The following is a 24279-nucleotide window of genomic DNA, read 5'->3' as shown; positions in this document are numbered from 1 at the left end:
CCCGCCCTCTGTCTCGCTCCTACCCGTTCTCGTCCCGGGCCCACAACGACCGTACGTGGCCCAGATGGCGGGCCATGCAGGCCTCGGCGGCCGGGCGGTCGCCGGACAGCACGAGGTCCAGGAGCTCTACGTGTTCCTGGGCGGAGGAGACGAGTTCGCCGCGCTCGTCGAGCCGGGTGAGCCCGTAGAGGCGGGATCGTTTGCGCAGGTCGCCGACTGTTTCGACGAGGCGTTCGTTGCCCGCGAGGCCGAGCAGCCGAAGATGGAAGCGCCGGTCGGCGTCGAGGTAGCCGATCAGGTCGTGGGCGCGGGCTCGGTCCACTATCTCCTCGGCCACCGGCCGCAGCGCCTCCAGCTGCTCCGTACTCGCGGTGTCGGTGACGCGCCCGACGGTCGGCACCTCGATGAGCGCGCGCAGTTCGGTGTACTGGTCCAGGTCGCGCTCGCTGACCTCGGTGATCCGGAAGCCCTTGTTGCGTACCGGCTCGACCAGGCCTTCGCGGGCCAGGTCGAGCATGGCCTCGCGCACCGGCGTCGCGGAGATCCCGAAGTCGGCGGCGAGGCCGGGGGCGGAGTAGATGGTGCCGGGACGCAGCTCGCCCGCGACCAGGGCCGCGCGCAGGGCGTGGGCGACCTGGTCGCGCAGGCGTTCCTGGGCGACGATGAGATGGCGCTGTTTCAGGTCGCCCATGGCGCGTCCTCCGTGATCCGCGGAGGCTCAGCGTACAATCTCACCTTCCCCCGTCGGGCGGTTCGAGCCCGCGCACTTCCGCCCCAACCGGCACTGCCCGCACGGGAGTTGACGCCCGGTGCACGGCCGCCGCCACCGCCAAATCCTCCCAGGCCATGCCCACGCTCTTGAAGAAGCGCGGGCGGTCCCCGGGCGGCTTGGTTTTGCCCCGCACCAGATCAGCCAAAGTCCCCGCGATGTGGCCCTCGCCGATCACGCCCTCGGACAGCGGGATCAGCAGATCGCCCGCCTCGCGCAGGGCGACCGTGCGGGCCTCCACCCAGACCGAGGAGCGGCGCACCAGCTCCGAGTCCGTCTCGCGTACCGCGGGCTGGTGCGAGCCGACCGCGACGACCGTGGCGTGGGCGGGGATGCGGCTGCCGTCGAAGAGCGGCTCGTGGGCGGTGGTGCAGCAGATGACGAGATCGGCGACCGATACGTCCGAGGGGTCGCCGGGGCGGGCCTCCAGACCGAGTTCGCGGGCGTACGTCACCAGTCGTTCGGCCGCCTCGCCCGTCCGCGACACAACCGTCACATGGGTCAACTCCCTTGTGTTCAGGGCTGATTCGAGATGGGCGTACGCCTGGGGGCCCGCGCCGAACAGGACCAGGCGGGCCGCGTCCGGTTCGGCGAGCGCGTCGATCGCGAGGGCCGAGACGGCCGCGGTGCGCACCGTGGTCAGCGCGGCCGCGTCGAGCAGGGCGAGGGGCAGCAGCGTCGGCCCGTCGAGGAGGAGGAAGCTGCCGGTGATGCGGGGCAGGCCGCGACCCGGGTTGGCGGGCGCGACCCCCGCGATCTTCACGCCGGCGTACGTGGCGGAAGCGGCCGGCATGATGAGCAACTCCCCCGCCGGAACGGGGACGTTGGACCGGGCCGGGCACCGCTCCGGGTCGAGGCCCTCGCGCAGGGCCGTGGCCAGGGCTTCGGTCGCCGCTGCCGGGGTGAGCAGCGCCGCGAGGTCGTCCGCGCCGAGGTGGATCACAGCAGGAAGCCCTCCGGGAACGGGTCGGACGGGTCGAGGAAGTACTGGGCGGTGCCGGTGATCCAGGCCCGGCCGGTGACCGTCGGCACGACCGCGGGGAGCCCTCCCACACTGGTCTCGCCGACCAGACGGCCGGTGAACTCCGTACCGATGAAAGACTCGTTGGTGAAGTCGCGGTGGAGCGGGAGTTCGCCGCGCGCGTGCAGTTGGGCCATCCGCGCGGACGTCCCGGTGCCGCACGGCGAGCGGTCGAACCAGCCGGGGTGGATCGCCATGGCGTGGCGTGAGCGCGTCGCGTCGGAGCCGGGGGCGGCCAGGTAGACGTGCTTCACTCCGGCGATTTCCGGGTTCTCGGGGTGCACCGGCCGGTCCGAGGTGTTGATGGCGGCCATGATGTCGAGCCCGGCGGCGAGCAGCGCGTCCTTGTGGTCCCGCGCGAAGGGCAGGCCGAGCTCTTCGAGTTCGACGAAGGCGTAGAAGTTGCCGCCGTACGCCAGGTCGTAGGTGACCGTGCCGAGGCCCGGGACCTGCACCTTGCGGTCGAGCGCGAGGCAGAACGCGGGGACGTTGGTCAGCGTGACGGAGCGGGCCTCGCCGTCCTCGACCCGCACGTCCACGCTCACCAGGCCGGCCGGGGTGTCCAGGCGCACCGTGGTGACGGGCTCGGTGACCGGGACCATTCCGGTCTCCACCAGCACCGTGGCCACGCCGATCGTGCCGTGTCCGCACATCGGAAGCAGGCCGGAGACCTCGATGTAGAGGACGCCGTAGTCCGCGTCGGGCCGGGTCGGCGGCTGGAGGATCGCTCCGCTCATCGACGCGTGGCCGCGCGGCTCGTACATCAGAAGCGTACGGATGTGGTCGAGGTGCTCCATGAAGTGCAGGCGCCGCTCGGCCATGGTGGCGCCGGGAATGACGCCGAGCCCGCCGGTGATGACGCGGGTCGGCATGCCTTCGGTGTGCGAGTCGACGGCGTGGTAGACGTGTCGGGTCCGCATGGATTCGCCTCCCTTCAGGGCTACTTGTGGCCTTCGGCGAGCGCCTTCTCGGTGGCGGCGCGCACCATGGCGTCCTGTTCGGCGGTGAGCGGCTGGCGGGGCGGCCGAACGGGTCCGCCGGGACGCCCTGCCAGGTCCATGGAGAGCTTGATGGCCTGGATGAACTCGGTCTTGGAGTCCCAGCGCAGCAGGGGGTGCAGCGCACGGTAGAGGGGACGGGCGGTGGCGAGGTCGCCCGCGACGGCCGCGTGGTAGAGCTCGGCGCAGGCGGCGGGCAGCGCGTTGGGGTAGCCGGCGATCCAGCCGACCGCTCCGGCCAGGGCGAGTTCGAGCAGGACGTCGTCGGCGCCCGCCAACAGGTCGAGTTCCGGGGCGAGTTCGGCGATCTCGTAGGCCCTGCGCACATCGCCGCTGAACTCCTTGACGGCGACGATGCTGCCGTCGGCGTACAGCTGGGCGAGCAGCGCGGGCGTCAGGTCGACCTTGGTGTCGTACGGGTTGTTGTAGGCGACGACGGGCAGGCCCGCCTTGGCGACCTCGGCGTAGTGGGCGCGCACCGAGCGCTCGTCGGCGCGGTAGGCGTTGGGCGGGAGCAGCAGCACGGAGCCCGCGCCGGCCTCGGCGGCCTGCTCCGCCCAGCGGCGGGATTCGGTGCTGCCGTACGCGGCGACGCCCACCATGACGCGGTCGCCGTCGCCCGCCGCCTCGACGGCGGTGTGCACGACGCGCGAGCGCTCCTCGTCGGAGAGGGTCTGGTATTCGCCGAGCGAGCCGTTCGGCACGACACCGTCGCTGCCGCTGTCGATGAGCCAGCGCACGTGCTGGGCATAGGAGGTGAAGTCGACGGAAAGGTCGGAGCGCAGGGGAAGCGCGGTCGCGACGAGGATTCCGTGCCAGGGCCGGATGCGCTGGGGTGCTGCAGACGTCATGGTCGAACTCCCTAGTGTGGTGTGTGACATTTTACTGATGGATGGCGGGCGCCCACAAGGGTCCGGACCAAGTCCCGATCCGGCCGGACCCAATCGCCCCCGCACGGCACGTGCGCACGCCCTTGAATGCGCTCCAGGAAGCCCACGGGATGGCTTGTGAGCTGTGACATAGTAATGTGAAATTGCACTGTGCGCCCATGCACCCCTTCGTTCATGCACTCCGGCGCACTCACCCCTGCCCGTCCCCTCACCCCGGGAGACCCGATGGCCGAGCGCCCCGCACGCCTCAACACCGGCAGCCACGACCTTCCCATCGGCCCTGAACTCGCCGCGTTCATGAGCGGCGGCTGGGCCCCGACTCCGCTGCCCCGGGACGCCCGGGTGCCCGGATTCGACGTCATGCCGGGCCGCCGGGCGCGGCTTGCGGCCCGCTTCCCGGGCGAGCGGCTGATCGTGCCCGCCGGGGAGTTGAAGGTCCGCACCAACGACTGCGACCACCGCTTCCGCCCGCACAGCGCGTACGCCTGGCTGACCGGCCTCACCGGCGAGGACCAGCCCGGACACGTCCTGGTCCTGGAGCCGTCCGGGTCCCGGCACGAGGCGGTGCTCTACCTGCGGCCCCGCTCGCCGCGCGCCGACGGCGACGACGAGTTCTACCGCGACCGCAGGTACGGCGAGTTCTGGGTGGGCCGCCGCCCCGACCTCGCCGAGACCGAACGCCTGACGGGCATCCGCTGCGTCCACGTGGACGAGCTGGACGCCGCGGCCCCCGGCCGCAACGCCGCCACGGACCCGGAACTGGCCACCGCGCTCTCCGAGTTGAGGCTGGTCAAGGATGCCTGGGAGGTGGCCCAGCTCCAGCTCGCCGTCGACCACACCACCGCCGGCTTCGAGGACGTCGTACGCTCCCTGCCGCGAGCGCTGGCCCACCCGCGCGGCGAGCGGCTGCTCGAAGGCGTCTTCGGCACGCGGGCCCGCGCCGAGGGCAACGGCACGGGGTACGAGACGATCGCCGCGTCCGGGGCGCACGCCTGCGTACTGCACTGGATCCGCAACGACGGACGCCTCGACGCCCAGGAGCTGCTGCTGCTCGACGCGGGCGTGGAGACCGACACGCTGTACACCGCCGACATCACCCGCACCCTGCCGCTGTCGGGCCGCTTCTCCCCCGTCCAGCGCCAGGTGTACGAACTCGTCCTGGCCGCGCAGGACGCGGGCATCGCGGCGCTGCGGCCGGGCGCCGCCTTCCGCGACTTCCACCGGGCCGCGATGGGGGTGATCGCGGAGGGCCTCGCGGAGTGGGGCGTCCTGAAGAGCGCCTCGGGCGAGCTGCACCGCCGCTACACGCTGTGCGGCAGCGGGCACATGCTGGGCCTGGACGTCCACGACTGCGCGAAGGCCCGCGGCGAGACCTACCTGGACGGCGTTCTGGAGGCGGGCCAGGTCCTCACGGTGGAGCCCGGCCTCTACCTCCAGCCGGACGACGAGACCCTGCCGCCCGAACTGCGCGGCATAGGCGTCCGCATCGAGGACGACCTGGTCGTCACCGAGCATGGCGCGCACTTGATGTCGAACGCCCTGCCGAGGTCGGTGGCGGGGGTGGAGGAGTGGATGGGTGAGCTGCTTGAGGGGTGACTCCGGGTGGGGTTACTCCAGGACCGCGAACCCGTCCAGCTCGACCAGGGCCTCCGCGTCCCACAGCCGAACGGCCCCGATCACCGCCATCGCCGGATAGTCACGCCCCGCCAACTCCCGCCAGATGGACCCCAGTTCGCGCGCCTGCTCCCGGTAGGCCGCGACATCGGTCGCGTACACGGTGACCCGCGCAAGGTCCCCCGGCGAACCCCCCGCCGCAGCCAGCGCCGCGAGGAGGTTGGTCAGCGCGGTGCGGAACTGCTCGGGCAGGGTGGCCCCCACCACCTTGCCGTCGGCGTCGAGCGCGGTCTGCCCGGCGAGGAAGACAACGCGCGACCCCGTCGCGACGACGGCGTGGCTGAACCCCGTCGCCGGAGACAGCGCGCCGGGGTTCACTCGGTCGAGGCTCACCGGTACAGCTCCTTCGCGATGATCGTGCGCTGCACTTCGCTCGCCCCCTCGTAGATGCGGGGTGCGCGGACCTCACGGTAGAGGTGTTCGAGCAGGTGCCCGCGTTGCAGCGCGCGGGCGCCGTGGAGCTGGACCGCCGCGTCGACGACGTACTGCGCGGTCTCGGTGGCGAACAGCTTCGCCATGGCGGAGCCGCGCGCGATGCCCGCGTCGCCCCGGTCGTGGGCGGCGGCCGCCGCGTACACCAGGAGCCGGGCCGCCTCGGTCCGCGTCGCCATGTCGGCGACCCGGTGGGCGACGGCCTGGAGGTCCCCCAGCGGGCCGCCGAACGCGGTGCGCCGGGCGGTGTGCGCGAGCGTCGCATCGAGCGCCGCCTGCGCCATGCCGACGGCGAACGCCCCGACGCTCGGCCGGAACAGATTGAGCGTGTTCATCGCGACCCGGAAGCCCTGGTCCACCTCGCCCAGGACATCGTCGGCACTCACGGGTACGCCGTCGAAGTCGAGGCTGCCGATGGCATGCGGGGAGAGCATGTCGAGCGCGGCACCGGTCAGCCCCGGCCGGTCGGCGGGCACCAGGAAGGCCGTCACTCCGCGCGCCCCGGCGCCGGCGGTCGTACGGGCGAAGACGGTGTAGAAGTCGGCCTCGGGGGCGTTGGAGATCCAGCACTTCTCACCGGTGAGGCGCCAACTCCCGTTGCTCTCGGCGGCGTTGAGGCTGAGCGCGGCCGCGTCCGAGCCCGCGCCCGGCTCGCTCAGCGCGAAGGCCGCGACCGCGCGGCCCGCCGTCACCTCGGGCAGCCAGCGCCCCCGCTGCGCGGCCGTCCCGTACGCGGCGACCGGGTGCGCGCCGAGGCCCTGGAGGGCGAGCGCGGTCTCCGCCTCGGTGCACGCGTACGCCAGCGATTCGCGCATCAGGCACAGATCGAGCGCGCCGGATCCGAAGAGCCGGGCGAGCAGCCCGTGCTCGCCGAGCGCCTCGACGAGTGGCCGGTTGACCCGGCCTGGCTCACCCTTGTCCGCAAGGGGGCGCAGCCGCGCCCCGGCGAGCACCCGCAGTTCCCCGCACCATTCCAGCTGGTCCGGCTCCAGCGCGAATCCGGGCATGGCCACCCCTTTCCCACTCGGGTTCCGACTGTCCCACTCGGCTCCGACCACGACAGGGAACGCCCTATCGCGAACTGTTGACTGTCGTCATCCAAACGATACGCTCCAGAGGCGACAAGGGGGCGATCCCGTATGGAGCTGAAGAACTCAGCGCACGCCGACACCTTTCCCCGCGACCATCTGCCGCCCACCGACCAGTGGCCGGACCTGGTCCTCGGCCCGCCGGGGCCGCACTACCCCGAGCGGCTCAACTGTGGTGCCGAACTCCTCGACGCCACCATCGAGCGCTTCGGCCCGGACCGCCCCGTCTTCCGCACCGGCCACGGCGAGGTCTGGACGTACCGGGAGCTGCGCGACCGCGTCGACCGGATCGCCCACGTCCTGACCGGCGAGCTCGGCGTGGTGCCCGGGAACCGGGTGCTGCTTCGCGGGCCGACCACACCGTGGCTGGCCGCGTGCTGGCTCGCGGTGATGAAGGCGGGCGCGGTCGCCGTCACCGTACTGGCCCAGCAGCGCGCCCACGAACTGGGCGTGATGTGCTCCATCGCGCGGATCAGCCACGCACTGTGCGACGCCCGCGTCCTGGCCGATCTGGAGCAGGCCGAGGTGCCGGGCCTGCGCATCACGGCGTACGGGGGTGACGGGCCCGGCGATCTGCTGAACCTGGTCAAGCGGGCGCCGACCGGGCGGTTCACCGCGGTGGACACCTCGGCGGACGATGTCGCCCTGATCGCCTTCACCTCGGGCACGACCGGACGCCCCAAGGGCTGTATGCACTTCCACCGCGATGTGCTCGCCATAGCCGACACGTTCGCCCGGCACATCCTGAAGCCGACCCCCGACGACGTGTTCGCGGGCAGCCCGCCGCTCGGCTTCACCTTCGGGCTCGGCGGCCTGGTGATCTTCCCGCTGCGGGCCGGCGCCTCGGCCCTGCTGCTCGAACAGGCGGGCCCGCGCCAACTGTTGCCCGCCCTCGCCGAGCACCGCGTCTCGGTCCTGTTCACCGCGCCGACCGCGTACCGGACCATGCTGGAGGAACTCGACGCCCACGACCTCGGCGCACTGCGGCGCTGCGTCTCGGCCGGCGAGAACCTTCCGGCGGCGACCTGGCGGGCCTGGGAGCAGCGCACCGGGCTGCGCATCATCAACGGCATCGGCGCCACCGAACTCCTCCACATCTTCATCTCCGCTGCGGACGAGGACATCCGGCCCGGCACCACCGGCCGGCCCGTGCCCGGCTGGCAGGCCCGCATCGTCGACGGGCAGGGGCAGCCCGTCCCCGACGGCGAGCCCGGGCTGCTCTCCGTGCGCGGCCCGGTCGGCTGCCGCTACCTCGCGGACGAGAGGCAGCGCGAGTACGTACGAGACGGCTGGAACGTCACCGGCGACACCTATGTGCGCGAGAGCGACGGCTGGTTCCGGTATGTGGCCCGCGCCGACGACATGATCATCTCGGCCGGGTTCAACATCGCGGGCCCCGAGGTCGAGGACGCGCTCCTGCGCCACCCCGACGTCACGGAGGCCGCGGTGGTGGGACGCCCCGACGAACGGCGCGGCCATGTCGTCGTCGCATACTGCGTGCTGCGGCCGGGGGCGGCCCGCGACGAGGGCACGGTCGCCCTGCTGCGCGACTTCGTGAAGGCCGAGCTCGTCCCGTACAAGTGCCCGCGCGAGATCGTCTTCCTGGACGCGCTCCCGCGCACGCCCACCGGCAAGCTCCAGCGCTTCCGGCTGCGGGAACTAGAGTGATCACGTGGCCGAGCTGCACACTCCCCGATCGTTGATCGTGACTCTGTACGGCGCCTACGGGCGCGAAACCTCCGGCTCCCTCGCGGTCGCCGAACTGATCCGGCTGCTCGCGGCGGTCGGTGTCGACGCGCCCTCCGTGCGCTCGTCGGTGTCCCGGCTCAAACGGCGCGGGCTGCTCGTGGCGCAGCCCACCGCCGCGGGCACGGCCGGCTACGCCCTGTCGGCCGGCGCACGCCAGCTCCTGGACGACGGCGACCGGCGCATCTACGCCCACCCCTCTCCGCAGGCCTCGGACGGCTGGGTGCTCGCGGTGTTCTCCGTCCCCGAGTCGGAGCGCAGCAAGCGGCACGTACTGCGCTCGCGCCTGGCAGGCCTCGGCTTCGGCACGGCCGCGCCGGGCGTGTGGCTCGCTCCGGCCCGGCTGTACGACGAGACCCGGCACACCCTGGAACGCCTCCAGCTCGCCCCGTACGTCGACCTGTTCAGGGGCGAGCACCTCGGTTTCGCGCCCACCGCGGAGGCCGTCGCCCGCTGGTGGGACCTGCCGGCCATCGCCAAGCAGCACGAGGACTTCCTCGACCGGCACGAACCGGTCCTGCGCACCTGGGAGTCGCGGGCCCACACCCGGCCCGGCGCCCCCACCGATGCCGGCTCCGGCGCCGAGGCCGCCTACCGCGACTACCTCCTCGCGCTCGACTCCTGGCGCCGGCTGCCGTACGCCGACCCGGGGCTGCCCGCCGAACTCCTGCCCGGCGGCTGGCCGGGCGGGCGCTCCGCCGAGGTGTTCGGCCGACTTCATGAGCTGCTCCGAGAGCCGGGCGCCGCGTTCGTACGGGGTGCGCTGCCGGGCCGGGGGCCGCGGCCGCCTCGTACGATGACGACGTGACGGAGCAGATGAGGCGCCCCCGCCGGGGGCAGGGGGAGCTGGAGGCGCGGGTGCTCGCGGCGCTGCGGGAGGCGCCGGGTCCGGTGACCGCGGGCTGGGTGCAGGAGTGGCTCGGCGAGCCGCTCGCCTATACGACCGTCGTGACGATCCTGACCCGGCTGCACACCAAGCAGGCGGTGGCCCGCGAGCGCGCGGGCCGCTCCTTCGTGTGGATTCCGGCCGACGAGGCGGGGCTCGCGGCCCGCCGGATGCGCAAGGTGCTCGACGCCGAGCGGGACCGGGGAGCGGTGCTCGCCAGCTTCGTCACCGACCTCTCGCCGGACGACGAACAGCTGCTGCGCGAACTGCTCGGCGGGGCCGGGGACTGATCCGGTGGGTGTGTTCGTCGTCCTGCCGCTCGTGCTGCCGCTGACCGCCTGGCCGATCGCCCGGCTCGCGGGTCCACGGCTGCATCCGCGCACGGCGACGCGGGTCCTGTCTCTGGTGGGCGGGGTGCTCGCGGTGTGCAGCACGCTGTGCCTCCTCCTTCTCATGGTGGCCGGAACCGCGCAGTTGCCCGGCAATCCGCTGCCGGACGCCTGGGCCGATCCGGAGGTCCGGGCGGTGGTGCCGTACGACGAGGCGGTCGGGCAGGCCGCGCTCCTGGTGCTGGCCGCCGTTGCCCTGGCCTGCGGTCACCTCCTGTGGCGCCATGGTCGGGTGCGGGCCGGGGCCGCCCGTGCGCTGACCGGACTGCCGCCGTCCCGGCGGGCCGTACTGCCGGACGAGCGGCCTTATGCGTACGCACTGCCCGGCGGGCCTCGCGGGCGTGGGCGCGTCGTGGTGTCCAGCGGGATGCTGGACCTCCTCGACGCCCGCGAGCGCGAGGCCCTGATCGCCCACGAGGAAGCCCATCTGACGGGCCGTCACCATCGGTTCCTCCTGGTGGCCGGTCTTGCCGCGCGCGCCAATCCGTTCCTGCGCCCGCTGCGCTCGGCTGTGGCCTTCACGGCGGAACGCTGGGCGGACGAGGACGCGGCCCGTGCGGTGGGCGACCGCAGGGTGGTGGCGCGCGCCATCGGCAAGGCGGCGCTGGCCTCCGGCCCGGGCCGCGGCCTGCGCGGGGTGCCGCCGCTGCCCGCCTTCGCGGCCGGGCCGGCGCCGGGGCCCGTGCCGCGCAGGGTGGCAGCGCTGCTGCGGCCGGTGCCGCCGGCTCGCGCCTGGCCGCCCGCGGGCACGGCAGCGGGGCTCGCCCTGTGGACCGCCACGGCGGGCGCGGCGGCCTCGGCCCTGTCCTCGGCGAACGCGACGCTGGTTCTGGTCACGGTTCTGCGGGGCGCGACTTCGGCGTTGTAGCCGGGCCGCCCGGAGAAGGCGCGGGCGCGGTACCGCTGACGAGCCATCCCGAGGGCGTAACCACGGCCCCGCGCCCCGGCTCGCGAGCGGCTCCCCGCCCGCGGCGACGGCTACAGGTCGAACTCGACCGGCGACAACCCGAGCGCATAGCAGGCCTCGCGGACGACGGCCTGCTCGGTCTTGTCGAAGTCGCCGTCCGCACCGCCGATGACGATGCCTATCTGGATGACGGCGCGCGCCTCGGCGGGCTTCTTCTTCGCCTTGGCGACCTCCTGCAGCAGGCCCACCTTGCCGAAGTCGAAGTCGGCGGCCAGCTTGTCGAGCCCGTCGTCGAATCGGCGCTGCAGATCGGCGGCCGGGAAGTTCTGCAACACCTCGTTGGATGCGATGAGCTGGGCCACCCGGCGCCGCTCGGACGCGTCGATGGAGCCGTCGGCTGCGGCGACCAGGGCGCACATCGCCATGCTCGCGTCGCGGAAGGCGCCGCTCTTCAGGTCGTTCTTCTTGGCCACGAGCTGCGTCTGCATCGTCGTGGCGGATTCCTTGAGGCGGTCCCAGAGGGCCATGGTGCTTCTCCATGCATGTCGTCAAACTTCTACAGCAATGTAGAAACTGACGGGCTTCGTGAATGGTTCCCGGGGTTCCTGAGTGTTTTCGGCGCGGGCGTGCGGCGGCCGGGCCGGGCGTTCCCGCAGGGGCCCCGCCCGGGCCCGTACCTGCGGGTGCGTCAGTTCCGGCCCGTACCTGCGGGTGCGTCAGTTCAGGCTGAGCCGTGGCCTCGGGGCGTCCGTACGGCCGGTCGGCGGCTTGCGGCTGCCCGCGCGATAGGGCGGCGGCCAGCTCGCTCCGGGGCCCGCATAGCCCTGCTCGGCCGCGGCGTGCAGCGTCCAGTGGGGGTCGTACAGGTGCGGGCGGGCCAGTGCGCACAGGTCGGCGCGGCCCGCCAGCAGCAGGGAGTTGACGTCGTCCCAGGACGAGATGGCGCCGACCGCGACGACCGGGATGCCGAGTGCGTTGCGGATCCGGTCGGCGTACGGGGTCTGGTAGGAGCGCCCGTATTCGGGGCGTTCATCGGGGACGACCTGGCCGGTGGAGACGTCGATGGCGTCGGCGCCGTGCGCGGCGAAGGCCCGCGCGATCTCGACCGCGTCGTCGGCGGTGGTGCCGCCCTCGGCCCAGTCGGTGGCGGAGATGCGGACCGTCATGGGCTTGTCGGCGGGCCAGCCGGCGCGCACCGCGTCGAACACTTCGAGGGGGAAGCGGAGCCGGCCGGCGAGGGAACCGCCGTAGCCGTCGGTCCGTTGGTTGGTGAGAGGGGAGAGGAATCCGGAGAGCAGGTAGCCGTGTGCGCAGTGCAGTTCGAGGAGGTCGAATCCGCAGGTGGCGGCCCGCCGGGCAGCGGCCGAGAACTGTTCGCGGATCTCGGTGAGCCCCGCGCGGCCCAGCGCGTGCGGGACCTGGTTGACGCCCGGCCGGTACGGGAGCGGGGAGGCGGCGGCGACCGGCCAGTTGCCGGTGTCGAGCGGCTCGTCCATGCCGTCCCACATCAGCTTGGTCGAGCCCTTGCGCCCGGAGTGGCCGAGCTGGACGCCGAAGGCGGTACCGGGCGCCTGCTGGTGGACGAAGTCGGCGATCCGCCGCCAGGCCGCGGCCTGTTCGGGGGTGTAGAGGCCGGCGCAGCCGGGGGTGATGCGGCCTTCGGGGCTGACGCACACCATCTCGGTCATGACCAGGCCCGCGCCGCCGAGCGCGCGGGCGCCGAGGTGGACGAGGTGGAAGTCGCCGGGGACGCCGTCCACGGCGGAGTACATGTCCATGGGCGAGACGACCACACGGTTCTTCAGTTGGAGGCCGCGCAGCCGGAAGGGGGTGAACATGGGCGGGGTGCCCGGCGGGCAGCCGAATTCCCGCTCGACGGTGTCGGTGAAACCGGGGTCGCGCAGCCGCAGGTTGTCGTGGGTGACGCGGCGGCTGCGGGTGAGGAGGTTGAAGGCGAACTGCCGGGCGGGCTGGTCGAGATAGCGCTCGACCTCCTCGAACCAGCGCAGGCTGGCGGCGGCCGCACGCTGCGTCGACTCGACGACGGGCCGGCGCTCGCTCTCGTACGCGCCGAGGGCCGCGGGCAGGTCGGGCTGCTCCTCGATGCACGCGGCAAGGGCCAGGGCGTCCTCGACGGCGAGCTTGGTGCCGGAGCCGATGGAGAAGTGGGCGGTGTGCGCGGCATCACCCAGGAGCACCGTGTTGCCGTGCGACCAGCGCTTGTTGACGACGGTCCGGAAGGCGGTCCATGAGGAGTTGTTGCCGCGCAGCGGCCGTCCGCCGAGGGCGTCGGTGAAGATCTTGGCGCAGTAGTCGGCCGAGGCGCCTTCGTCTAGCGTGTCGAATCCGGCGGCCGCCCACACCTCTTCGCGCATTTCGACGATGACGGTGGAGGAGCCGGCGGAGTAGGGGTAGCCGTGCAACTGCATCACGCCGTGTTCGGCCTCGGCGATCTCGAAGCGGAAGGCGTCGAAGGCGAAGTCGGCGGCGAGCCAGATATAGCGGCAGCGGTGTGTCGTGATGCGCGGCGCGAAGTGGTCGGCGTGCGCCTCGCGGGTGAGGCTGTGCACCCCGTCCGCGGCGACCACCAGGTCGTAGGCGGTGGCGAGTTCGGCGGCGGGCGGCGCCTCGGTGCGGAAGCGCAGCTCGACGCCGAGGGCTTTGCAGCGCTCGTGCAGGATCTCCAGGAGCCTGCGCCGTCCAAGGGCTGCGAAGCCGTGCCCGCCGGAGGTGAGGGTGCGCCCCCGGTGCACGATGTCGATGTCGTCCCACCGGACGAACTCGGCGCGCAGCGCCCGGTAGACGGCCGGGTCGGCGTGCTCGATCCCGCCGAGGGTCTCGTCCGAGAGCACGACGCCGAAGCCGAAGGTGTCGTCGGGGGCGTTGCGCTCCCACAGGGTGATCTCGCGGTCGGGGCCGAGGCGTTTGAGCAGGGCCGCGGCGTAGAGCCCGCCGGGGCCGCCGCCGATGACGGCGATCCGCAGGGGGGAGCCCTCGGTGTGCGCGGCGGGCATCGCTAACGTCCCTGCCACTTCGGGGCCCGCTTCTCGCTGAAGGCCGCGTGGAATTCGGCGTAGTCCTCGCCGTTCATCAGCAGGGCCTGGGTCGCCGCGTCCATTTCCACGGCGGCCGCGAGCGGCATGTCGAGCTCCGCGGTGAGCAGCGCCTTGGTCTGTGCGTAGGCGAGGGCGGGGCCGTCGGCAAGGCGGCGGGCGAGCTCCGCGGCACGTTCGTCCGCGCGGCCCTCGTCGGTCAACTCGCTGATCAGGCCGATCCGTTCGGCCTCCGTGGCGCGTACGGGATCGCCCAGCATGAGCAGCCGGGTGGCGTGGCCGAGGCCGACGACGCGGGGCAGCAGATAGGCCGCGCCCATGTCGCCGCCCGACAGGCCCACCTTGGTGAAGAGGAAGGCGAACCGCGCGGAGGGGTCGGCGATGCGGAAGTCGGCGGCCAGTGCGAGTACCGCGCCCGCGCCGGCCGCGACGCCGTGCAGCGCGGCGATCACCGGGAAGGGGCATTCGCGGATCGCCCGGACGACCTGGCCGGTCATGCGGTTGAAGTCGAGGAGCTCGGCGGTGTTCATCGACAGGGTGGCGCCGATGATGTCGTCGACGTCGCCGCCCGAGCAGAAGCCGCGCCCTTCGCCGGCCAGGACCAGGGCGCGCACGGAGCGCTCCCTGGACAGCTCGGCGAGCAGGTCGCGCAGGTCCGCGTAGGCGCCGAAGGTCAGCGCGTTGAGTTTCTCCGGCCGGGCCAGGGTGACGGTCGCGACCCCGTCGGCCACCGTGAGCCGCAGATGGCGCCAGTTTTCGGTGGGCGATGCGGAGCTGGGAAAGGGGCTCATCCGGGCGGCCTCCTTCGGCGGGACGGCAGGTGCCGCCACCTCTTCTGCCTGCCCGACGAAGGTATCACTCATGTGTGACTGTCGTCACGACTACGCGATACGCCTGCGAGCGGGGCCAGAGGCCAAGGTCCTTCGCGCCGATGCCCCACGGCCCGGCCGCACCGGCCGGGGTCCCCTACCGGGCCGCACCTCGGCTTCGTAAGGTTGAAAGCAGGACGACCCCTCGCGCCCCGGCGTCGCCAGGCGGCGCAACGCCCTCCTGCAGACCCGACAACGCCCCGCACCCCGAACGGAACATTCCGCCGTGCCCGAGCCCTCCGGCCCCGACCGCGACGCCACGCCGTCCGCGTGGCGCATAGCGCTCCCCCGCACCACGGCCGCCGTGCCGATCGCCCGCGCCCTGGTGCGTACCGCGCTCGCGGACATCGACGCGCCCGCCGACAGCGACACGGCCGAGCTGCTCACCGCGGAGCTCGTCGCCAACGCCGTCGAGCACACCGTGGGCGAGGCGCCGATCGAGCTGGTGGTGGAGCTGCTCGCATCCGGCTGTCAGGTCGAGGTGCACGACGGCTCGCCGCTGCCGCCCGGCGATCTCTGTGCGCCGGGGACGGACGGCCACCCGGACCCGTGGCAGGAGCACGGCCGCGGCCTGCTGCTCATCCGCACGCTGAGTTCGGCCTGCGGACACCGCCCCACCGCGCACGGCAAGGCGGTCTGGTTCACGCTGCCGGGTCGTCGGAGCTGACCAGGCGCGAGCGGCTGCGCCCGTAGAAGGCGTACACCAGCGCGCCGGCCAGCAGGAACACGGCGAACTGCACCCAGGTCGCCCAGCCGGTCCCGTACATCAGATAGAGGCAGAAGCCGACGCCCAGGATCGGGCTGACCGGGTACAGCGGCACCCGGAACGAGCGCTTCAGGTCCGGCTCGCTGCGGCGCAGCGCGATGACGGCGATGTTGACGACGGCCATGACGGCGAGGGTGCCGATCGTGGTCAGGTTGACCACCGCGTCCAGGGAGGCGAACGCCGCCGGGACCGCGAAGACCAGCGCGACGATCCAGGTGTTGGCCACCGGCGTCGCGGTCTTCGCCGAGACCCGCTCGAAGACCCGCGGGACGAGGCCGTCGCGGGACATCGACATCAGGATGCGGGTCTGCCCGTACATCACGGCGAGCACGACGGACGCGATGGCGACGACCGCGCCGAACGCGATGACGCCGCCGCCGAACGTCGAGTGGGTGACGTGGTTGACGATCAGCGAGAGCGCGGCGGGCTTGTCGCCGACCGCATCCGCGCCGAGCCCGCCGATCGCGGCCACGGCGACCGCACAGTAGAGCAGCGTGACCAGACCGATGCAGATCATGATTGCTATCGGCACGTTCTTGCGCGGATTCCTCACTTCCTCACCGGCCGTGGTGATCGCGTCGAACCCGATGTACGAGAAGAAGGCCAGCGAGGCGCCCGCGGTGACCCCGCCGGCGCCGTGCGTCGCGAACGGCGAGAGGTTGCCCGCCTTGAACGCGGTGAACGCGATCGCGAGGAACAGCAGCAGGATCCCGATCTTGAGCACGGCCATTGCGGCGGTGGCCCGCGCGCTCTCCCTGACGCCGCGCACCAGGAGTGTCGCGGCGAGCAGGATGACCACGATGGCCGGCAGGTTGATCACCCCGCCGTCGCCGGGCCCCGCGGAGAGCGCGGCCGGCAGCTGCCACCCGACGAGGCTGCTGAGGAGCTCGTTGAGGTACTGGCTCCAGCCGACGGCGACCGCGGACACCGAGACGCCGTACTCGAGCAGCAGGCACCAGCCGACCAGGAACGCGGTGCGCTCGCCGAGCGTCGCGTACGCGAAGGAGTACGACGAGCCGGAAACCGGGATCGCGCCGCCGAGCTCGGCGAAGGAGAACGCGGTGAAGACGCAGGTCACCGCGGCGAGCACGAAGGAGAGGACCACGGCGGGGCCCGCCTTGGCGACGCTGTCGGAGAGCCCGACGAAGATGCCGGTGCCCACGACGGCGCCGACGCCGAAGCACACGAGCTGGAAGAGCCCCATGGTGCGGCGCAGGCCGTGTCCTTCGAGGTCGGCGCCGGATTCGGCGATCAGCCGGCGCGGCGGTTTGATGCGCAGTGCGGGGGAAGGGCGGGGGGCGAGGTGGGGGCGCCGCATGGGGTGGTTCTCATTTCAGGTCTGCACAACGGCCTGGCAGGGGCCGCACAAAAGAAAGCGGGGCCCGAGCGTGCGAGCTCGGACCCCACCAAGAAGCGACATAGTAGCCACCCCGGCGCATGTTCACCCAATCGGGCGCATTCCTATTCGGCGCCCTTGATTCCCTGCCGGTCCCCCAGCGTGGCGACCATGACCGCCTTGATGGTGTGCATCCGGTTCTCGGCCTCGTCGAAGACGACCGAGTGGGGCGACTCGAAGACCTCGTCGGTGACTTCGAGTTCGGTCAGGCCGTACTGCTCGTGGATGTCGCGGCCGACCTGGGTGCCGAGGTCGTGGAAGGCGGGCAGACAGTGCAGGAACTTGACGCGCGGATTGCCGGTGGCGCGCAGCACGTCCATGGTCACGGCGTACGGCGCGAGGGCCTTGATGCGCTCGGCCCAGATCTCCTTGGGCTCGCCCATCGACACCCACACGTCGGTGGCCACGAAGTCCGCACCGGCGACGCCCTCCTCGACGGACTCCGTGAGGGTGATCCGGGCGCCGCTCGCCCCGGCCGCCTCGCGGGCCTGCGCGACGATCTCCTCGGCCGGCCAGTACGCCCTGGGCGCCACGATGCGGACGTCCATGCCGAGCAGCGCGCCGGTGACCAGGTAGGAATTGCCCATGTTGAAGCGGGCGTCACCCAGATAGGCGAAAGCGACCTCGCCCAGCGGCTTGTCGCTGTGCTCGGTGACGGTGAGGACGTCGGCGAGCATCTGGGTCGGGTGCCAGTCGTCGGTCAGACCGTTGTAGACAGGCACGCCGGCATTCGCGGCGAGGGTCTCGACGGTCTCCTGCGCATCGCCCCGGAACTCGATCGCGTCGAACATCCGGCCAAGGACGCGGGCGGTGTCGCGCGCGGACTCCTTCTTGCCGATGTGCGAACCGGCCGGGTCGATGTACGTCGTCGACGCACCCTGGTCGGCGGCAGCCACCTCGAAGGCGCAGCGGGTGCGGGTCGAGGACTTCTCGAAGATCAGCGCGACATTGCGGCCGCGCAGCCGCTGGACCTCGGTGCCCGCCCTCTTGGCGGCCTTGAGTTCGGCGGCGAGCGCGACGAGCCCGAGGAACTCCTCGGCCGTGAAGTCCAGCTCCTTGAGGAAGTGGCGGCCTGCGAGATCTGTCGCCATGGTGGCTGCTCCTGGGGCGGGTAGGGGGACGGCTGGGCCATGAACGGGATGCAACACTGGAAGTATATACGTAAGAGCGCATCACTATACGGCATCGCGTTCGACGGGACAGCTCATGCAGCGCGGGCCTCCCCTCCCCCGCCCCAGCTCACTGCCCCGGATCTCGATCACCTCGATTCCCTCCTTGCGCAGATGCGTGTTGGTGGTGACATTGCGCTCGTACGCCACGACCACGCCCGGCTCGACCGCGAGCACATTGCAGCCGTCGTCCCACTGCTCGCGCTCCGCGGAGTGCACGTCCTGGGTGGCGGTGAGCACCCGGATCCGGTCGAGGCCGAGCGCCGCCGCGATCGCGCGGTGCATGTGCTCCGGAGGATGGTCGGTGACCTTGAGTTCCTGCTCGCCCGCGCCCGGCTCGATCGTGTACGAGCGGAGCATGCCCAGGCCCGCGTACTGAGTGAAGGTTTCTCCGTCGACCATCGTCATCACCGTGTCGAGGTGCATGAACGCCCGCCGCTTCGGCATGTCGAGCGCCACGATGGTCCGGGCCGAGCCCGCCGCGAACAGGCCGCGGGCCAGCATCTCCACGGCCTGCGGGGTGGTCCGCTCGCTCATTCCGATCAGCACGGCGCCGTTTCCGATCACCAGGACGTCACCGCCCTCGATGGTGGACGGGTAGTCGCTCTGGCCCCGCGACCAGATGTTGAACGGGCCCGCCTCGGGGCCCGTGAACAGCGGGTGATGGCGGTAGATCACCTCGAAGTGGACGGTCTCGCGCTGCCGGGCCGGCCAGCGCATCGCGTTGATCGAGACGCCGTCGTAGATCCAGGCCGAGGTGTCGCGCGTGAAGAGGTGGTTCGGCAGCGGGCCGAGCAGGAAGTCGTCCAGATCCATCGCGTGGAAACGCACCGACGTCGGCTCCGGATGCCCCTCCAGGAACTCCCGCTTGGTCATCCCGCCGACCAGCGCCTCCGCGAGGTCGGCGGCGGGCAGTTCACCGAAGGCCGCCCGCAGATGCCCGGTCGCGAGCGGCCCGTACTCCTTCTCGTCGAAGACCCGGTCCAGGACGAGCGCGCGGGCCGCCGGGATCTCCAGCGACTCGCGCAGCAGATCACCGAAGAGATGCACCTGGACGCCCCGGTCGCGGAGCACGTCCGCGAAACCGTCGTGCTCCTGTCTGGCCCGGCGCACCCACAGAACGTCGTCGAAGAGCAGCGCGTCCTTGTTGCTGGGCGTAAGGCGCTTCAGCTCGAGGTCTGGCCGGTGGAGTATGACGCGGCGCAGCCGCCCGGTCTCGGAATCGACATGAAATCCCATGCCCCCATCCTGTCCCGCGGCGGGGCCACTCACCCGGCGAAGCGCCAGGCGCCGGGCCGGGGCGGGGTAAGGGGGTCGGCTCGGGCGGCTCGCGGAAGGCTTGATGACGAGGCGGGCTCGTCATCAGCCCGCTCGGCGTGCTCCGGCCGGACGCCTCCCACGACGTCCCCAGCGGGAGCCGGTACCGCACCTGCACCCACCACGCCTACAGCGGCGGGACTGCCCGTTCCTCACGCCGACCAACCCCGCACCCGGGCCGCCAGCTCCGCGATCTCCGTCGGCCCGACCCGGCAGCAGCCGCCGACGAGCCGCGCCCCGGACGCCACCCAGTCCCCCACCCGCCCCGCGTCGAACGTCGTGCCGCCCGCCCAGCCGCGCCGCTCCGCGTCCCAGCGCTCGCCGCTGTTCGGATAGACCACCACCGGCTTGCCCGTGACCGACGCCGCGAGCGGCACCGCCCGGTCGGCATCGGCAGGGGTGCAGCAGTTCACCCCGACCGCGATCACCTGGTCATGGCCCGCCGCAAGACCGAACGCCGCGGCCAGATCCTGACCGGCCCGAGTGCGCCCGCCCGCGATGCTGTACGAAAGCCACACCGGCACGCCGCACCTGTCGACCGCCCTCAGCAGCGCCTCCGCCTCGTCCGCATCCGGGACCGTCTCCAGCGCGAGGACATCGGGCTCCGCCGCCGCCAGCGTCTCGATCCGCGGCCGGTGGAACCGCTCCAGCTCGCGCACGCTCAGCCCGTAACGCCCGCGGTACTCGCTGCCGTCGGCGAGGAACGCGCCGTAGGGTCCGATGGAGGCGGCTACCCAGAATTCGGGGGGCTGGGCAGGGCTTCGGGGGGCCTCCCCCCTCCCCCTCCCCACCCACCCCTCCCCGCCCCCGTCCAACTCCCCAGCTCCACGCGCCAGTTGCACACTCTCCGCCAGCAGTCGCCCGGCCTCGCTACGGCTCAGCCCTCGGCGGGCGAAGCCTTCGAACGTGGCCTGGTAGCTGGCGGTGGTCACGACCTGGGCGCCCGCCCGTACGTACGCCGTGTGCGCGGCCTGGATCTGCCGCGGGTCGTCGGCGAGCAGCCGGGCCGACCACAGCTCGTCGCTCAAGTCGCAGCCCTGGGCCTCCAGTTGGTTGGAGAGGCCGCCGTCGAGGACGACCGGTCCCTGCGCGAGGGCCGCGGCGAGTGTCCGGGCGGGCCGCACGGTCAGGCTCCGGTCAGCTGCGGCAGCACCCGCGAGGAGATCAGTTCGAGCTGATCGAGGTCGTCGAGATCGAGCAGCTGGAGGTAGATGCGGGACGAGCCGGTCGCCTCGTACTTGCCGATCTTCTCGACGACTTCGGCGGGCGAGCCCGCGAGTCCGTTGGCCTTGAGTTCCTCCACCTCCCGTCCGATCGCGGCGGCCCGGCGGGCCACCTCTGCGTCGTCCTTGCCCACGCAGACGACCAGCGCGTTGGAGTACACGAGGTCGTCCGCCCTGCGTCCGGCGGCCTCGGCGGCCGCCTTCACCCTGGTGAACTGCCGCTCGCTGTCCTCGATGGAGGCGAACGGGATGTTGAATTCGTCGGCGTACTGGGCGGCGAGCCGCGGCGTGCGGGTCGCCCCGTGCCCGCCGATCAGGACGGGCACCTTGGCCTGCGCGGGCTTGGGCAGCGCGGGCGAGTCACTGAGCTGGTAGTAGGTGCCGTGGTAGTCGAAGGTGTGGCCCACTTCGGTGGACCAGAGTCCGGTGACGATGGCCAGCTGTTCCTCCAGCCTGGCGAATTTCTCCTTCGGGAACGGGATGCCGTACGCCTTGTGCTCGTCCTCGAACCATCCGGCGCCCAGGCCGAGTTCGACCCGGCCGCCCGACATCTGGTCGACCTGGGCGACCTGGATGGCGAGGACGCCCGGCAGCCGGAAGGTGCCGGCGGTCATCAGGGTGCCGAGCCGGATCCGCTTGGTCTCGCGGGCGAGTCCGGCCAGGGTGATCCAGGCGTCGGTCGGGCCCGGGAGTCCGTCGGCGGACCCCATCCGGAGGTAGTGGTCGGAGCGGAAGAAGGCGTCGAAGCCGAGGTCTTCGGTGGCCTTGGCGACGGTCAGGAGAGTGTCGTAGCCGGCGCCCTGCTGGGGCTCGGTGAAGATGCGAAGATCCATACCTCCATCCTGCACCGTTGGGCCGCCGTCAACCTCGCCTCCGCCACTCGCCCCACGGCAGCTCGGTCGGGTGAACATTCGTCGAGCCGCCCGCTCGCGCCCCTTCTGACCAGTGACGTTGGCGTCAACCAGTCGTTGGCTCGGGGGGAGCCGGACCGCCCGGCCCGCGTGTCGGCGGCCCTGTGGTGCGTCGAGCGATTCTCCGCCCTGTCCGCCCTGCGGGAGGGCTTGGGCCGAGGAGGCCGCCATGTCCGAGGAAGCCGTGCCCGAAGAGACCGGGCCGCAGCCCGCCGCCGAACGGAAGGGTGCGCCGAAGGGGCTGCTCCAGCAGATGGAAGAGCTGATGGCGGCGCTGAATGCCGATCTGACGCAGCTCGACGCGGACCTCCAGTCCACCACCGACCGCACGCCGCCCGCCGACGGCCCGGGCGAGGCGCAGCAGGCGTACGGGAACGAGGAGCGCGAACAGCACGAGGACCGCGAGAACCGCTGACAGTCGGGGCCGGGTAAACCCTGGGGGGCGGTCGTCCGGCCACGGCCACGGCAACGGTGGCAGCGGCAGCGGCAGCGGCAGCGGCAGAACGTGCCAGAGCGCGCAGAGCCCCGCTCCCCGTCCCCCGCCCCCCTCACGGCGGCCCCGTGGCCGTGTCTCTCAGCACTTCGCCCGATCTCTCCTGCTCTCGCAAGGCGAGCCGGCGCAGCATTCCGCGGATGCGGTCGCTCGATTCGTCGGCGGCGTCAATGGCCTCTATGCACTGCCAGTACAGGCCCTCCTCGTCGGTGGCGCAGGCCACGGAGACGAGGGCCATCGAGACGTCGCCGAGCAGGGCGCCCAGGGATGTCAACGCGCCTGCGGCATCGGCCACTTCGGTCAGTTGGGCGGCCCGGATGCCGCCGCGGCGCATGCCGGGGTGGTCGAGGACGGCGCAGCCCCGGCCGCCGGCTTCGCTGAGGCCGCGGGCTTCGCCCCTCAGTTCCGGCGGGCCGGTGGCCGCGAGGTGGCCGCCGATCGCCTGGGCGAGGGCTTGTGCCTGCCAGGCCTCGCCGACGATGTCGAGCACTGCCCTGCTCTGGGCCAGGGTGTGTTGGCTGAGTTTGACGAGCCGTACCGCATCCATCCGATTTCCCCGTTCGTGCGATGGACCCGAGCTTCGCGTCCACTACCTAGCGTGAGCGTGAGTGGCTCGGAAAGCCAGAGGAAATCGGAAATCTGTGCACAGCAAGCCGATTGTGAGTATCTCGGTCACTCGGATGAGTGACTCTCCGTGTCTGTCGGCGAGTTGTTCGGGTGCTTCGGTGTTTCCGGTACGGGGAAGCGGAGTTCATTGCGGTCGATCTTGGCGGAGAGGGCGGCCAACGCGTCGATGCCGAGCACCTCGCAGAGCTGGAGGAGGTAGGCGAGGACGTCGGCGACCTCGTCGGTGACGCGGTGGGCCCTGTCCGGGTCGGTCATCACCCGGTCCGACTGCTCGGGGGTGAGCCACTGGAAGATTTCGAGCAGTTCGGAGGCCTCGACGCTGAGGGCCGCGGCGAGGTTTTTCGGGGTGTGGTACGGCTGCCAGTCGCGGGCGGCGGCGAAGGCGGCGAGCCTGCGCTGCAGGGCCGGTACGTCGAGTTGGTTCACGGTTCCAGGTCTACCACCGTCGCCCCGTGGGCCTCGCGGGCCCCCGCTCCGTCCCCGACGGCGGCGAGCAGCCGAATGTGGCCGCGGGCGCACATCTCGGCGGCCAGCGCGATGAGTTCGCGGCTCTGGCGGGGGTCGAGTGCGCGGTCGAGTCCGTCGGCGAGGACGGCGAGCGTCTGCATGGCCGGGGGTACTTCGGCGACGGGGTCGACGGCGAGGACGCCGGGTCCGGTGAGCAGGACGAGGGCGAGGGCCAGGTAGCGGAGTTCGCCTTCGCCGAGCCGGCCGACGGGGGTGGCGTGCCGGGTCGCGCCGCGGGCGAGGACGGCTCGTAACGTGCCGTCGGCGAGCTGCTCGGTGGTGAGGCCTGTGACGGGGCCGGCGCAGCCCGCACGGGCCGCGGTGACGAGGCGGCCGTGGCGGATGCCGCATTCGGTGCGGGTGCGGAAGAGGACTTCGGCGAGGTTGTCGCAGCCGCGCCTCAATCGTCCCGCACCGCTTCCCTGGGCGGGGACGACGGGTTCGCGCATGCGCTGGGGCTGGGGGTCGCAGGCGAACACCGAGCGCAGGGCGACGACGACTTGTTCGGCGGCGGCCAGGACGCGCAGTTGTCCTTCTGTCTTGCCCGCGACGCGCAGCGGCAGCAGCGCGGTGCCGAGCCGGTCGTCGGGAAGCGGTGCGCGGGTGACGGGGACCGCGCCCGCGGTGTGCCAGGCCGCCTGGACGGTGGAGCGGCTCGGGTCGCGCAGTGCGGTGCTGAGGAGGATCTGTCCTTCGCTGGTCAAACGTTCGCCGACGACGCGGAGTTCCGGTTCGGCCTGGATCGCGAGGTCGAGGCGGACGGGTCCGGCGGGTCCGTCCACGGTGCAGCCGATGCGGAAGCCGCGGCGGCCCTGGGCGTCGGCGTCGGCGCGTTCGGGCACGCATCCCGCGGGGTCGCGGAACACGGATCCCAGCGATGCGCCCGAGCCGAGTCTGGCGAGGGCTTCGAATGCTTCGAGGACGCTGGTCTTGCCGCTGCCGCTCGGCCCGGTGACCAGGGTGAGCGGGCCGAGCGGGATGGCCGCACCTCGGTGTGCCCGGAAGGAGGACAGCCTGAGTTCGGTGACGGTGGGTCGATCGGGGCGGCCGGTCCGGTCACTGTTGGTGTTCGTCGTGGTCATGGCTGGGACCGTACGCAGCCGTAAAACTGACGAACCGTTCCGCCTCGGTGACCTTCCTACTAATGA

Annotated in this window: 24 protein-coding genes; 7 read left to right on the top strand and 17 right to left on the bottom strand. The window is 72.2% G+C overall.

All coding sequences use genetic code 11. The features are described from left to right. Positions 1-19: 19 nt before the first annotated feature. Genes IE206_RS24690 through IE206_RS24675 form a run of 4 tightly spaced genes read right to left on the bottom strand, consistent with a single transcriptional unit; the run spans position 20 to position 3639 of the window. Positions 20-691: a GntR family transcriptional regulator gene (locus tag IE206_RS24690; protein WP_189965600.1), complete on the bottom strand. Its 672-nt coding sequence runs from the start codon at positions 689-691 to the stop codon at positions 20-22. Positions 692-731: 40 nt separating this feature from the next. After that, complete coding sequence (locus IE206_RS24685; RefSeq protein ID WP_226599768.1) at positions 732-1712, bottom strand: ornithine cyclodeaminase family protein; 981 nt, start codon at positions 1710-1712, stop codon at positions 732-734. After that, the gene (locus IE206_RS24680) at positions 1709-2710 is read right to left on the bottom strand and encodes a proline racemase family protein (RefSeq protein WP_189965598.1); all 1002 of its coding nucleotides are present in this window, start codon (positions 2708-2710) and stop codon (positions 1709-1711) included. Before IE206_RS24680 ends, IE206_RS24685 begins: the two co-directional genes overlap by 4 nt. A gap of 20 nt (positions 2711-2730) precedes the next feature. Further along, positions 2731-3639, bottom strand: a complete 909-nt coding sequence (locus IE206_RS24675) for a dihydrodipicolinate synthase family protein (protein ID WP_189965596.1) — start codon at positions 3637-3639, stop codon at positions 2731-2733. 264 nt (positions 3640-3903) lie between these two features. Between IE206_RS24675 and IE206_RS24670 the strand changes: the two genes are divergently transcribed. Next, positions 3904-5274 carry an aminopeptidase P family protein gene (locus IE206_RS24670; RefSeq protein WP_189965594.1) on the top strand — a complete coding sequence of 457 codons (1371 nt, stop codon included), beginning with the start codon at positions 3904-3906 and terminating at the stop codon, positions 5272-5274. Between the two features lie 12 nt (positions 5275-5286). Here the strand turns inward: IE206_RS24670 and IE206_RS24665 are convergent, their stop codons facing one another. Then, complete coding sequence (locus IE206_RS24665; RefSeq protein WP_189965592.1) at positions 5287-5685, bottom strand: RidA family protein; 399 nt, start codon at positions 5683-5685, stop codon at positions 5287-5289. Then, complete coding sequence (locus IE206_RS24660) at positions 5682-6791, bottom strand: acyl-CoA dehydrogenase family protein (RefSeq protein WP_189965590.1); 1110 nt, start codon at positions 6789-6791, stop codon at positions 5682-5684. Before IE206_RS24660 ends, IE206_RS24665 begins: the two co-directional genes overlap by 4 nt. A gap of 132 nt (positions 6792-6923) precedes the next feature. Here IE206_RS24660 and IE206_RS24655 point away from each other — a divergent pair, with 132 nt between their 5' ends. Genes IE206_RS24655 through IE206_RS24640 form a run of 4 tightly spaced genes read left to right on the top strand, consistent with a single transcriptional unit; the run spans position 6924 to position 10761 of the window. Next, entirely contained in the window at positions 6924-8540 is a 1617-nt protein-coding gene (locus IE206_RS24655; protein WP_189965588.1) for an AMP-binding protein, read from the top strand. A 4-nt stretch (positions 8541-8544) separates the two neighbouring features. Beyond that, entirely contained in the window at positions 8545-9426 is an 882-nt protein-coding gene (locus tag IE206_RS24650) for a PaaX family transcriptional regulator (protein WP_189965586.1), read from the top strand. A gap of 8 nt (positions 9427-9434) precedes the next feature. Further along, complete coding sequence (locus IE206_RS24645; RefSeq protein ID WP_373300978.1) at positions 9435-9794, top strand: BlaI/MecI/CopY family transcriptional regulator; 360 nt, start codon at positions 9435-9437, stop codon at positions 9792-9794. Between the two features lie 4 nt (positions 9795-9798). Next, positions 9799-10761: a M56 family metallopeptidase gene (locus IE206_RS24640; RefSeq protein WP_189965581.1), complete on the top strand. Its 963-nt coding sequence runs from the start codon at positions 9799-9801 to the stop codon at positions 10759-10761. A 110-nt stretch (positions 10762-10871) separates the two neighbouring features. On the opposite strand, the gene IE206_RS24635 is transcribed toward IE206_RS24640, so the two are convergent. From IE206_RS24635 to IE206_RS24625, 3 genes are all read right to left on the bottom strand, one after another. After that, positions 10872-11327 carry a tellurite resistance TerB family protein gene (locus IE206_RS24635; RefSeq protein WP_189965579.1) on the bottom strand — a complete coding sequence of 152 codons (456 nt, stop codon included), beginning with the start codon at positions 11325-11327 and terminating at the stop codon, positions 10872-10874. Between the two features lie 189 nt (positions 11328-11516). Beyond that, complete coding sequence (locus tag IE206_RS24630) at positions 11517-13814, bottom strand: bifunctional salicylyl-CoA 5-hydroxylase/oxidoreductase (RefSeq protein ID WP_189965699.1); 2298 nt, start codon at positions 13812-13814, stop codon at positions 11517-11519. Positions 13815-13816: 2 nt separating this feature from the next. Beyond that, complete coding sequence (locus tag IE206_RS24625) at positions 13817-14644, bottom strand: enoyl-CoA hydratase family protein (protein ID WP_189965577.1); 828 nt, start codon at positions 14642-14644, stop codon at positions 13817-13819. A gap of 304 nt (positions 14645-14948) precedes the next feature. Here IE206_RS24625 and IE206_RS24620 point away from each other — a divergent pair, with 304 nt between their 5' ends. After that, on the top strand, positions 14949-15389 hold the full coding sequence (locus tag IE206_RS24620) for an ATP-binding protein (RefSeq protein ID WP_189965575.1): 441 nt from the start codon (positions 14949-14951) through the stop codon (positions 15387-15389). Here the strand turns inward: IE206_RS24620 and IE206_RS24615 are convergent. From IE206_RS24615 to IE206_RS24595, 5 genes are all read right to left on the bottom strand, one after another. After that, complete coding sequence (locus IE206_RS24615) at positions 15364-16806, bottom strand: amino acid permease (protein WP_189965573.1); 1443 nt, start codon at positions 16804-16806, stop codon at positions 15364-15366. The genes IE206_RS24620 and IE206_RS24615 overlap by 26 nt on opposite strands. Positions 16807-16949: 143 nt before the next feature. After that, positions 16950-17975 carry an ornithine carbamoyltransferase gene (gene argF / locus IE206_RS24610; protein WP_189965571.1) on the bottom strand — a complete coding sequence of 342 codons (1026 nt, stop codon included), beginning with the start codon at positions 17973-17975 and terminating at the stop codon, positions 16950-16952. Positions 17976-18059: 84 nt separating this feature from the next. Continuing rightward, positions 18060-19292: an arginine deiminase gene (locus IE206_RS24605; RefSeq protein WP_189965569.1), complete on the bottom strand. Its 1233-nt coding sequence runs from the start codon at positions 19290-19292 to the stop codon at positions 18060-18062. Positions 19293-19522: 230 nt separating this feature from the next. Next, positions 19523-20494, bottom strand: a complete 972-nt coding sequence (mmuM, locus tag IE206_RS24600; RefSeq protein ID WP_189965567.1) for a homocysteine S-methyltransferase — start codon at positions 20492-20494, stop codon at positions 19523-19525. Between the two features lie 2 nt (positions 20495-20496). Then, positions 20497-21426 (bottom strand): LLM class F420-dependent oxidoreductase, encoded by a 930-nt coding sequence (locus IE206_RS24595; RefSeq protein ID WP_189965565.1) that lies wholly within the window; start codon positions 21424-21426, stop codon positions 20497-20499. A 247-nt stretch (positions 21427-21673) separates the two neighbouring features. On the opposite strand from IE206_RS24595, the gene IE206_RS24590 reads away from it, so the two are divergent. Then, positions 21674-21919, top strand: a complete 246-nt coding sequence (locus IE206_RS24590) for a hypothetical protein (RefSeq protein ID WP_189965713.1) — start codon at positions 21674-21676, stop codon at positions 21917-21919. A 133-nt stretch (positions 21920-22052) separates the two neighbouring features. Here IE206_RS24590 and IE206_RS24585 read toward each other — a convergent pair whose 3' ends face one another. The 3 genes from IE206_RS24585 to IE206_RS24575 form a co-directional block, all read right to left on the bottom strand. Then, complete coding sequence (locus IE206_RS24585) at positions 22053-22544, bottom strand: DUF6099 family protein (RefSeq protein WP_189965564.1); 492 nt, start codon at positions 22542-22544, stop codon at positions 22053-22055. Between the two features lie 125 nt (positions 22545-22669). Next, positions 22670-23050 (bottom strand): nucleotide pyrophosphohydrolase, encoded by a 381-nt coding sequence (locus IE206_RS24580; RefSeq protein WP_189965562.1) that lies wholly within the window; start codon positions 23048-23050, stop codon positions 22670-22672. After that, on the bottom strand, positions 23047-24213 hold the full coding sequence (locus tag IE206_RS24575; RefSeq protein WP_189965560.1) for an AAA family ATPase: 1167 nt from the start codon (positions 24211-24213) through the stop codon (positions 23047-23049). Before IE206_RS24575 ends, IE206_RS24580 begins: the two co-directional genes overlap by 4 nt. Positions 24214-24279 lie beyond the last annotated feature (66 nt).

Source organism: Streptomyces violascens (assembly GCF_014649955.1).
In the GTDB taxonomy this organism is placed as follows: domain Bacteria; phylum Actinomycetota; class Actinomycetes; order Streptomycetales; family Streptomycetaceae; genus Streptomyces; species Streptomyces violascens.
This window is presented reverse-complemented; position numbering and strand designations above follow the sequence as displayed.